The sequence below is a fragment of the Thermomicrobium sp. genome (assembly GCF_053493975.1).
On sequence record NZ_JBRBZA010000002.1, the window covers coordinates 1 to 10,247 of the forward strand.

Genomic DNA, 10,247 nt, shown 5'->3' on the forward strand with positions numbered 1-10,247 from the left:
GAGCGGCGGAAGCAACCGGCCGTGGCAGAGCGGCCACGACTCGCCACAGCCGAAACCCGAGCCGGTCGCGGTGACCGTTGCCCCCAAAAGGAGTACCAGTCCCATCGCCACCGCGTTCACCCACGCCAATCGCCCGATCCACCGTCGAGACCAGTGCATCCGGTCGCTCCTTCCCCTCCGCACGACGCACCGCTCGCCCCGATCCAGTGTACTCCGCGTCCGGTTGCTGGCTTCCCTGCTCGTGGTCGAACACGGTCGCCCACTGAGTTGACGGACCCCAACCTATTGTATACTTGGTGGCAAGTGTTGCGGGTGTTCCGATCGGAGGTCGGCCATGGTCGTGCGTCCGCTTGCCCGTGGAGTGTGCTCGTCGTGCTCCTCGGGATGTCGCTGACACTCGCGACGCTGCTCTCCGGGCTACCCGCTGCGGCCGATAAGGTGGATCCGGGCAAACCGCCCGATACCCGAGAGTCCGTCGGGAAAGAGAACGAGCCTGCTGGTCCAGGTTCGAACGGGCCAGACCGCAAGGCGGCCGAGTGCCACGCGCCCGTGGAAGACAAATGCGATCCATCGTCCAAGACGTGCCCTCCGGGCGGCTCCGATTTGCATAAGGATGGCAACGACCCTCCCGGTCCCCTGAGCCAATGGTACCTCGAGCTGTACCTCGACCCCCGTGACGTCTTCGGCAACCCGTATTGGATCGGCCCGTCGTCACATCCTTCAGCAAGGTATCCGATCGACGTTACTCTCAACGTCGGAACGCCGACCACCTTGACCACCTGGTGCCATTACGGCCCGGCGCCAGGCTGGTGCGTTCCTCTCGGACCGTTCTCTCACGTACCGAAGTCCGTTGTGATCGACCCACCTGGCCTGCTGCCACCGTCCTGGAGGGTCGTCAGTGGCCCGGGAACCTACTCGTATATCGACCTCCTCGCCTGCGGCAACCCCTGCCAGATTCCGATCGTGCTCCAGATCAAGGATCTCTCGATTCACCTTACGAAGTTCTGGTACGGACCAGAGCCACCCGGTAGCCCAGCCACCTACACGATCGACACCGGTTTGGGGACGTTCACCATCACCTGCCCGGGAACCAGCTCGAGAGAGTACTGCACCCCCTATCCGCTGATCCTCGAAGATTGGGCACTGGCCGACCCAGCGGACCGCTGGATCCGCGTCCAGGAGACTGGCCTACCCCCCGACTGGGAGGCAGTGGAACAGTTCGGCTTGGGTTACTGGGACGGCTCCGAGCCTCCACGTTCGGGGTACACCTATTACGACTTCGGCCCGCAGGGCGATTGGTGGCTGGAGGGGGGTTCTTTCTACATCCTGACCGTGAATCTCAATACCGCTGACCCTCAGCCGCCTAACGATGCTGTGGGCCTCGTCCTCGAGTTTCGAAAGGAGTGGGTGGGAGCTGCCCCACCCAACGCCCCGGCTCAGATCCAGCTGACCTTCTACCCGGAAGGGCATTGGCTGCACCAAGTGCGCACCTTCACCTGCCCAGGAACCGCCGCTGTCGAGACCTGTTACCAAATCAATTTCCCCTACACGTCGGACGAAGACGATTTCTTCGCCAACTTCACGATGACCATCACCGAACTGAGCGGTCCGCCAGGCTGGACGCCGACTGGCAACTTCGGGACCTATGATGCTATCGGCCTTCTGGGCCTCCTCGGATGCACGCCCGACGACTGCCCCAACATCCCGCGAGCCTGCCGACTGTCGGATAAGGAAGGGCCGCCGATCCTCATTTGCTCGATCAACTTGACCAACCAGGGCCCCTCCGGTGGCGGTGGCGACCCCGGCGGCGGTAGTGGCGATGGCAACGAAGGCGACAGCGGCAGTGCGAGCGGTGCTGGTGGCGGAAGCGGTGGCCAGGGTGGTGGCATCGGGAGCAACGGCAACGGACAGTCGAGCAGCGGGAACGCCACGAGCGACCCCAGCGACCGAGAGCGCCCGGAACGACGCGCGAGTGACGACACGGCGACCTGGGCTGCCGAGGATACCGCGTTCGAGCAGAACACAGCCCATCAGGTACTGCCGCGAACCGGCTTCGCCGCCCGACCGGTCGCGTGGTGGCTGCTGAGCCTCCTCGCGATCGTGCCAGCGGCGACCGGCGTGATCGCCAGTCGGGTTTCCCGGCGACCATCATGAGGTGACGGGTGGTTCGGTCCCCTGGGGAGCAGAGACTGTGACAAGCGCTCCCGCCAGGTTCCTGTCCCTGCTCTCCAGGAACGCGAACCTGCTCATGCTCCCATGTGGTGATCGTAGCGATGCCCCAATTGGTCGGACAGAGCAGTGCCGCGAGGGCCATCGCACCCGCTTTCACCAGTGGCTCCGCGTCCAGTAGTGTGGCCGCCCCGTCAGCCGGGATGCCTCCACCACGACCGTTGCCAACAGCAGCGGTTACTGATCCACCTATCGGTCGACGCAGCGAGTACGGCCGACCCGCACCAGGCCACTGGCCGGCAGCGCTCGACCCGCCAGCACCGACTCGAGCAGAGACCAGCACCCGCCGCTGCTCGACCAGGTGACCGCATCCCGAGGTGGGGAAGGCTCGCGCTCGCCATCGGTGACCGACCCGTCGCGTGTCCGCTGCCGTCCTGCCGGTACCGGCGACCGCGCAGCAACTTCCGGGTCATCGCTCGCGACTGCGGCACCCTCCCGGGTCGCTCGCCCACCTTCGATCCAGGCGAGCCTCTGCCGTCTCGGCAGCCCGATAGTCTCCTCACTGTAGAGGACGGGTCTGCGGCCGTCGCGCCGAGCGGTTCGGCACCGGAGCAGGCACTGCCTAGCCAGCGGCTCTCGCCGGCTCCTCGTACAGGAACAGCCTTGCACTCACCGTGTTCCTTCCGTATTATTTATCCGAATCGGGTAGGGACGGGTGAGGAAACGTCTATGGAGCACTTTCCGAGCCGGATCGTCGCGCAGCAGGATCTCGAGACGCTCCTCGCCCGCTTGCCGTCTCCTGCCGCAGCGCTGTGGCTCTCCGAACGTGCGGACAGGGACTACGTCCTAGTCGCGTCGCACGACTCCGAGGATCATCCGATTCCGTTGTCGCTCGCCAGCCAGACTGTCTGCGCGATCGCCCAGACTCCCGACCCGGTCGTTCTCCCGATCCGAGACGCTTCCCACCACTCCCTCCCGCTCTTTCAGCTACCGGGTGTGCTCCTGCCGCTCCGCTGGCGCGACGGACACCCTGAGGGTTTGCTCTGGATGCAGCTCTGCCAAACACCGGAGTTACCAGCCGCGATCGCTGAGTGTGTGAGACTCCGACCCTTCCTGGAGAGCCTGCTCGACCGTGTCGCCCTCGCTCTCACGCTCGACGAACTGTGGCGGACTTCGCCGATCCCGACCTGCATGGTCGACGAGCAGTGGACCGTCATCGCAGCGAACCCTGCCTTTCAGCGCCTGATCGACCGACCGCAAGCAGTCGGTGAGACGCTCGAGCGGTTGCTGCCCGTCCTCCCCAGTTGGCGCGGGCTCGGCGCCCGCTTGGCTGAAAGCCACACCCTCGAAGACTACCCAGTGCTGGCCGCGACGGCGATGGGCCTGCGGCGCTTCTCCGTGCGCGCGACGACGCTCGGGTGCGACCCGAGTGGGCGGTCGACCGTTTTGATCCAGTTCGTGCCGGACCTCGTTCGGAACGTGCTCGAACCGTCGTGCCACTTTGCCAGCGCGGGTGAGGGCACGCACGCGGTGCTCGAGTCACCGCTGCGCGTCCTCTCTCGCCTGCTCCAACGCACCCTGCAGACACAGCAGTCGGTCTCCCTCGTGTACGGCCTCCTCCACGCCTGCACCCTCCGCGTCACGTCGTTCTATCAGGACATCACGCCGAGCCTGCAGACGACGCTCACCGACTTGCTCGAGCGTGCCATCGAGCCGACGCACTTGATCTGGCTCGATGCAGCCAGTCTGGTCGCCGTCATCGACACTGCACCCTCCACCGAAGTGACCGAGAGGCTGCGCGAGGTGCTCCCGGCCTTTCAACGGGCCTACCCCACGCTCTCCGCGTGGCCGTTCCACTCGCGCGTCACCTTCGTCGTGACCCCCTTGCGACGATCCTCGCTCAGCGAGTCGGCGCTGGGCCAGCTGCTCGCTCGACTCCGCGAGCTCGCTCTCAGCCTAGACGACCCAGTCATCACCCTGAGTGCGGAGGAGGCCGATCCAGGCCTGCCCACCCAGCTCGAGATCGCTCGAGCGGTCCTCGATGGACAGTTCAGTTTCGTCGTCCAACCGATCGTCCCACTCAACCCCACTGTCGAAGAACGGTTCGAGCTCCTCGCCCGGCTCCGCGTCGGCCAGCGGATCCTGCGCCCGTGCCTCTTCCTGCCGCTCGTCGACCAACTGGACCGGCACGAGCAGCTTTTCCGTGCTGCCCTCGCGGTCGCGCAGCGCTACTGTGCCGCGGGACTGTCCGTCCACGTCAACGCTCCACCGACCGTGCTCCTGCGTTTGCACGCCACTGGCCAAGTTAAAGACTTCGGGTCAGCCAGTGGAGGCGGGCACATCACGCTGGAAATCACGGACGAGCACGCGCTGACCGACCTCTCGGCGCTCGCCAACGTCCTCGAGCACTTGCGCGCGAACGGGTTTTCTGTCGCGCTCGATGACTACGGGAGCGGAACGCATTCCTGCATGACCCTGGCTACTCTGCCGCTCGACCTGATCAAGATCGACCGCGCCGTGATCAACCTCGTCGGCACTCCGCAAGGCGACCTGCTCGTCCGCGCGATCACCGAGACGAGCCACCGCCTGGGGCTGCGTGTCATCAGCGAGGGAGTCGATCGTCCCAGCGTCGCCGAGAGACTCCGTTCCTGGCACTGCGACTACGTTCAGGGGTTCGCCTTCGGACTGCCGCAACCGCTCGTTCTGTCCCACTGACCCTGCTCGACCGGACCGTTCGGCGCGTTCCACACGGGCCAGTCACGCTGCCCCGGCTCGCGCCGTCCCGCCACCACCACGAGTTGCCTTGCCCGACCACAGCACCCGACCGCATCAGTCACCGATCGCCGGCTCGCGCACGTGCGAAGCCGTCCCCTCGCCACCCACTCGCTCGCCGAGCAGAACCACGATCGGCATCGGTCGCGCACTGCTCGTGGACCACCACGACCAGCACAGTCGTGTCGTCGCCACTCGTTCCCTCTACCAGACACGCCCCGCTCGGCGTGAGACGAGCGCCGACATACGCGCCGCACCCCAGAGCGCGCAAGACCAGCGGCCGGTCACGGCGGCAGCAGGTGCCGTGCGTTCCTCGCCCGCTGATCGCGCGAGCGGAGGGACGGTCCGAGCACTCCCCGACCCGGCCGCGCACCAAGCCTGTGACCACGATCCCACCACCCGTACCACCCACGAGAACCCCGTTACCGCCGGCTTCACTCGCGATATCGAAACCAGCCGCGTCCAGCGTCCTGCCCCTTCCCCTTGCCAAAACGTATCACACTCACCCAGTACGAATTCTCTCTATCGGTACTTCGCCCTGCTTCCCTCTCGGCCTTGACGCATGGGACGATGAGCTGCTAAAAATCTGCTGGATCGCGTCAGCCCCGATCGGGAGGGGGTCACACATGGCGTACTCCACGCAACGCAGAAGTCGGTTACTCGTCGTCGTCGTCATCTTGTCGATGCTCGTCGCGACCTTCGCCTCCATCCAACCCACGCACGCCGATAAGCTCACGCCCACCGAGACTCCTCAAGTCACCAAGACCGCGACGGAGCAAGGGACGGAGCAGTCGAATCCGCAGACGCCGCAACCTCCTCCGACGCAGGAGGCGCCGGGCACCTGCGGCGGTGCAAGCAAGATCGCCTGCCCTCCCGCCGGGTCAAATTCGAACCAGCCATTCTCAGAGAACAATCCCCCCGGCCAAGAGTGGCAGCTGACGCTCTACAAGCGCTGGCTCGACGTCTTCGGCAATGACTTCTTCGGCCCGGCGACTACGCTCCTGGTGACAGCCGACGACGTCACGCAGCCGGTTCACTGCCCGGCCGGTTTTTCGCCCGTCTTCTGCGGCACCATCACCTTCCCCTCTCGCCCGGGCACGCTCATCGTCGAAGAGCCGAATCCACCTGACGGCTGGACCGTCATCGGAGGAACCGGCAACGTGAACCTGATGGAGTGCCCCCAACGCTGTACTGTTACCGTCCGCAACCAGCTCCAGGACCTCATCATTACAGTATCGAAACTATGGGCTAGCAATGACCTACCGGATAGCCCTGCGACACTCACGCTCGAGACCCCAGGAGGCACTGTCACGCTCACTTGCTCGAATACAGAGAATCCTGCCTCATGCGTGCCGAACCCCGTCACTGTGTCCGGCTGGGTCACAAACCGGGGCCCGATCACGATCAGCGAGGATGCTATGCCTTCGGGCTGGGTCCCCTGGCAGGGTTTCGGCACCTGGGACGGAACGTCTCACGAGCTAATAGCCGGCCCGCCCAACATCTACAGGGTCGGTCCCGGATGGATGCTCTTTGGCAACTCTCTCATGATTGCTGTCGTTAACCGCAACAGCAGCGGTGGCGGTATCGGAATTTGGCTCGACTTCACCAAGCGCTGGACCGGTGCCCTGCCGCCCGGTGGAGCTGCGACTGTGCAGGTGACGCTCTGGCCCCAGGGTCATCCCGATCACCAGGTAGTCACCCTCACCTGTCCGGCCTCGTCCTCCACCGTGATCTGCACACCGCCTGTCTTCCTCCCCCTCCCACTGGACGGGGATTTCAGCGACTTCGTTTTGGTGATCACCGAGCAGTCCGGTCCCGCGGGTTGGATTCCGTCGCGAGGCTTCGGGTCATACGATTACCCCGGCTTCCTCCAACTCCTCGGCTGCCAGGACCCCAACGACTGCGGCATGCCTGAGGCATGTTCCATCGACGAGGAAACCGGAGAAGTCCGCTGCGTCGTCGAGCTCGTCAACCGGTTCGCGCCAGTCCCGCCGCCGCCACCACCGCCACCGCCGCCGCCACCGGGCCCCGATGATCCCCCGCCAGGCGTGGATCCACCAGGCGGCGTCAACCCGCCAGGGAATCCACCACCGCCTCCACCATCGCCTTCCGACACGCCTGCCGACGAGCCATCAGCCGGGAGCCCGAGCCCGTCAGAGGATCGAGACAGCGCCACTTACCAGTCGGTCCGGGAGCAGAACACCTTGCAGACCGAGTCTGCTCAAGAGACAGTCCAACTCCTTCCCAAGACGGGATCCGGCCTTTTCCGACCGTCCTGGTGGATCGCCCTGCTCCTACTGCTCCTGCCGACGCTCAGTGGATTCGTCTTCGCACTTCACGGCCCCAGCCGGCGACACCCGCCCCTGCAGCAGCGAGACTGAGCGACGAGACAACGACACGCCGGGAGAGCCTAAAAGAAATAGGGCTCTCCCGGCGCGCCGCCCGTCTCGCAGACGGACCATTCTCCCCCGAAACATGAACTGATGCAGCGGCCTCCACCATCCATCGTCCCGATGCATGTCGACCAGCCACCGGGGAGCAGCGAGGGCGTTTCCGCCCACTACGGATTCTTTGTGAACTGATGTCTCTCTGGCACTATCAGACATCGTCGTCTCTCTGATGCCGAGGCCACGGGGCCGCGCTGGTGTTCATCGAAAAGCCTCAGCAGGCTTCTGGGATACCCGGCACGTCCCTCGGTACCCTACGGTGCAGTCTGAGCGCTTCCTCGTTGCGGATGACGCCGCAGGACCCATTCATCGACGGCGCGACCCACCATGAGCGGAGAAATAGCCAGGCCCCGCGGCTCCTCGCTGCGGCTGTCCCTCTGGCCCCGCCCACCAGAAGACAACCCTGCTTCCACTGCCCGCCCCGATCTCGTCCTTACCGTGCCCCTCTTCCGCATCGCAGGCCTCCTCCTGTGCTGCGCGACCGCGGCGCTCGGTCTCTCTACGCCCTGCCCTGGTGCCGTCTACGAGACAGCACGGACCTCGACACGCTCTCCGCTCGCTTCGTGACAGTCGGCCCCGACTGGAAGCTGCGCCGGCTGGTGACTCGATGTCCTTGACTCAGAGCCAACGTCGGTCGCTCAGGAACCTGCCGCTCTGTCCAATCGACCACGAGAAGCTCGTGCTGACTGCAACCCCGCTTTCTCGTCACTAAAAGACCGGCCAAGCGTCCGCCAGGACGCGCTCCGCGACCTGCTGCACACCTTCCCAGGCTGGGACCGCCCGCGTGCCGCCCGCCAAGGGCATCACTACCCCCACCCCGTAGGAAGCGGTTCTGGTGACGCAGGAGACTGTGGCCACCTTCAGCCGCCGACGTCTGCCCCCATCACTCACTCCAACGGCTCGGGTGTCCTCTCCGTGTTCACCCCAGACAGCCCACTCTGACGACCTCACGACGGGAAGGTCCATCGCGCTGAGCCCGATAACCCCGGTCCGCCCCTCTGTCGCTCGCGACCTTTGCACCCATCCTCACGCGGTGAGCAGCCCGAGACCTACCGACGACTCTCATCGTCGGCTACCTCTGCTGTCGCTCCAGCGCCTCTTCACGCGACTGGCTCACGCTCGATACTGGCTCGTCCAGGCACTCGATCAGCTCCGCTACGCGCTCCAGCCCTTCGTCGCCGGCCAGCTCGATGCCACCACCCCGATCGCCGTACCCGATGAGCCAGCGAGGCATCAGCTGCTGCGCCATCTCCGCGATGCGACCGGCCAACGCTTCCCTTCTCTCACCGCCTGACTCTTCCTCGCACGGCTTGATCTTGCCGATCACTCGGCAGAACGAGCACTGTGTGGTCAGCACGGAGACCACCCCCACCACCATCGAGCGCACGTGACACCTCATCAGCCACGTCGATCATGTTGCAGTGTTTTTCGCAGACGGGGCCGATCCAGCTCAACCAGCACTGGCCGCTCTCGTCGCGGCACTTCTCGACCAGCGGCTCACCTCCGGCGCCCCGCCGATGCCACCGTTGCAGCCGAGCGCACCACCCAATGGCGGACCCCACGCCCACCTCGTCGTCAGCGATCACTGTTTCTCGCCAACCCATCCCGTCCACTCGTCCAGGAGCGGTGCCTCCGATCGCCCTCCCACAAGCGTCGTTCGCACAGGCTCGCTCGGCTGCCACCAGTGCCATCGTCCGCGTCAACGCTCGGAGCCATCGCCCCCCCGGCGAACCGGCTGCGGAGAAGGAAACGTTCCCCGCGGTCGACGCGGACCGCGCGCGGCAACCGGATCTTCGCGATCACCGACCGACACCTCGGCGCCGAACCGAGCGCGCTGCAGCGAACGCTCGCTCCCCGCAAGCAAGGGCGTCGCGCTGGCGCTCGACGACGTCGGCACCGACATCTCGGACAGTCACGGGCCCACTCGCTCGCCGCTCGCTGTCACCTCGATCGACCAGCATGGACTCCGCCTCACCCTCGAGCGAAGCCGATCGCCACTGGAGCGATCGCCGCGGCTTACCATAGACTCGGGTTGGCGACGCTCGTCGAGGGAGGCGCGCACAGGATGCTGCTCCCTGCCTGATGTCCCTCGCGCGTCGACGGCGCGCGAGGCATCGCGCCAGACCGGGCGTGCCCACCCGCCGCCGGAGCGGCGGACGACGAGTGACGGCTCAGGCCCGCCAGCACTGTCGGGTAACGACCCGATGTTCCCCGCGCTCCTGCGAACCGACGGCTCCGACCGACTCGGCGAACCGTCCCGGTCTCCGTTTCTCTGTCCACCTACCGGGAACGCAGCAGTCCAATCGACCGGCGACGTCCACCGCTCAGGGCCTCTCCAGTGAGCCCTCGCTAGGACCCAGTCGGCATCACGTCTCCGCCGTGTCCTCAGGGTTCGTTACGCACTGGCACGACGCCGAGCAGCCGCAGGAAACGCTCGATCTTGTCGAGATCCCACGCCGTGAGGTCCACCGTCACCGTCACGGTCACCGCCAGACCGCCCGCTGCGACCGACCTCTGCTCGAGTCGTCGCGCCGTTCGGTCGGACTCGCTCCCGAACGCAGCACGCACAGGCTCGGATACCTCGCTCGTCTCTCCCTCCGGGATTTCGGCACGCCCCTCCACCAGGAGCGGCCGCAGCGCGCGCACCCGCTCCTCGAGATCAGGCGCCAACACGAGTCGCGAGGGCTGGCCGCGCACCCCGCGCCGAAAGATCCCCAGCCCCGCCTCCTCCGCCAGTTTGAAGAAGAAGGTGCGCGCTTCCTCGACCCTGTTGCGGGGCTGGCCCAGCCGCATCTCTACCTGCCAAACCCGCTCCACCCAGGGGCCATCGATCACGCGCAGTCCCTCGCGGAGGGCTCG

Annotated in this window: 5 protein-coding genes and 1 pseudogene; 3 read left to right on the forward strand and 3 right to left on the reverse strand. The window is 65.9% G+C overall.

Going from position 1 to position 10,247, the window contains the following annotated elements; genetic code table 11:
* Positions 1-159, reverse strand: a 159-nt coding sequence (locus tag ACWIVK_RS00195) for a COX15/CtaA family protein (RefSeq protein WP_448574534.1), incomplete at its 3' end; no start/stop codon positions are given.
* A 693-nt stretch (positions 160-852) separates the two neighbouring features.
* Between ACWIVK_RS00195 and ACWIVK_RS00200 the strand changes: the two genes are divergently transcribed.
* From ACWIVK_RS00200 to ACWIVK_RS00210, 3 genes are all read left to right on the forward strand, one after another.
* The gene (locus ACWIVK_RS00200) at positions 853-2,154 is read left to right on the forward strand and encodes a hypothetical protein (protein WP_448574530.1); all 1,302 of its coding nucleotides are present in this window, start codon (positions 853-855) and stop codon (positions 2,152-2,154) included.
* 744 nt (positions 2,155-2,898) lie between these two features.
* On the forward strand, positions 2,899-4,884 hold the full coding sequence (locus tag ACWIVK_RS00205) for an EAL domain-containing protein (RefSeq protein ID WP_448574531.1): 1,986 nt from the start codon (positions 2,899-2,901) through the stop codon (positions 4,882-4,884).
* Between the two features lie 683 nt (positions 4,885-5,567).
* Complete coding sequence (locus tag ACWIVK_RS00210) at positions 5,568-7,322, forward strand: hypothetical protein (RefSeq protein ID WP_448574532.1); 1,755 nt, start codon at positions 5,568-5,570, stop codon at positions 7,320-7,322.
* Positions 7,323-8,460: 1,138 nt separating this feature from the next.
* On the opposite strand, the gene ACWIVK_RS00215 is transcribed toward ACWIVK_RS00210, so the two are convergent.
* A complete protein-coding gene (locus tag ACWIVK_RS00215; RefSeq protein ID WP_448574533.1) occupies positions 8,461-8,787 on the reverse strand; it encodes a hypothetical protein in 327 nt (108 codons plus the stop codon).
* Between the two features lie 986 nt (positions 8,788-9,773).
* Positions 9,774-10,247: pseudogene (locus ACWIVK_RS00220) on the reverse strand (hypothetical protein); the annotation flags it as partial.

Excerpts from the sequence above, each read along its gene's own strand:
- ACWIVK_RS00205 (WP_448574531.1), top strand. The coding sequence starts at position 2,899 with ATGGAGCACTTTCCGAGCCGGATCGTCGCGCAGCAGGATCTCGAGACG.
- ACWIVK_RS00210 (WP_448574532.1), top strand. The coding sequence starts at position 5,568 with ATGGCGTACTCCACGCAACGCAGAAGTCGGTTACTCGTCGTCGTCGTC.
- ACWIVK_RS00215 (WP_448574533.1), bottom strand. The coding sequence starts at position 8,787 with ATGAGGTGTCACGTGCGCTCGATGGTGGTGGGGGTGGTCTCCGTGCTG.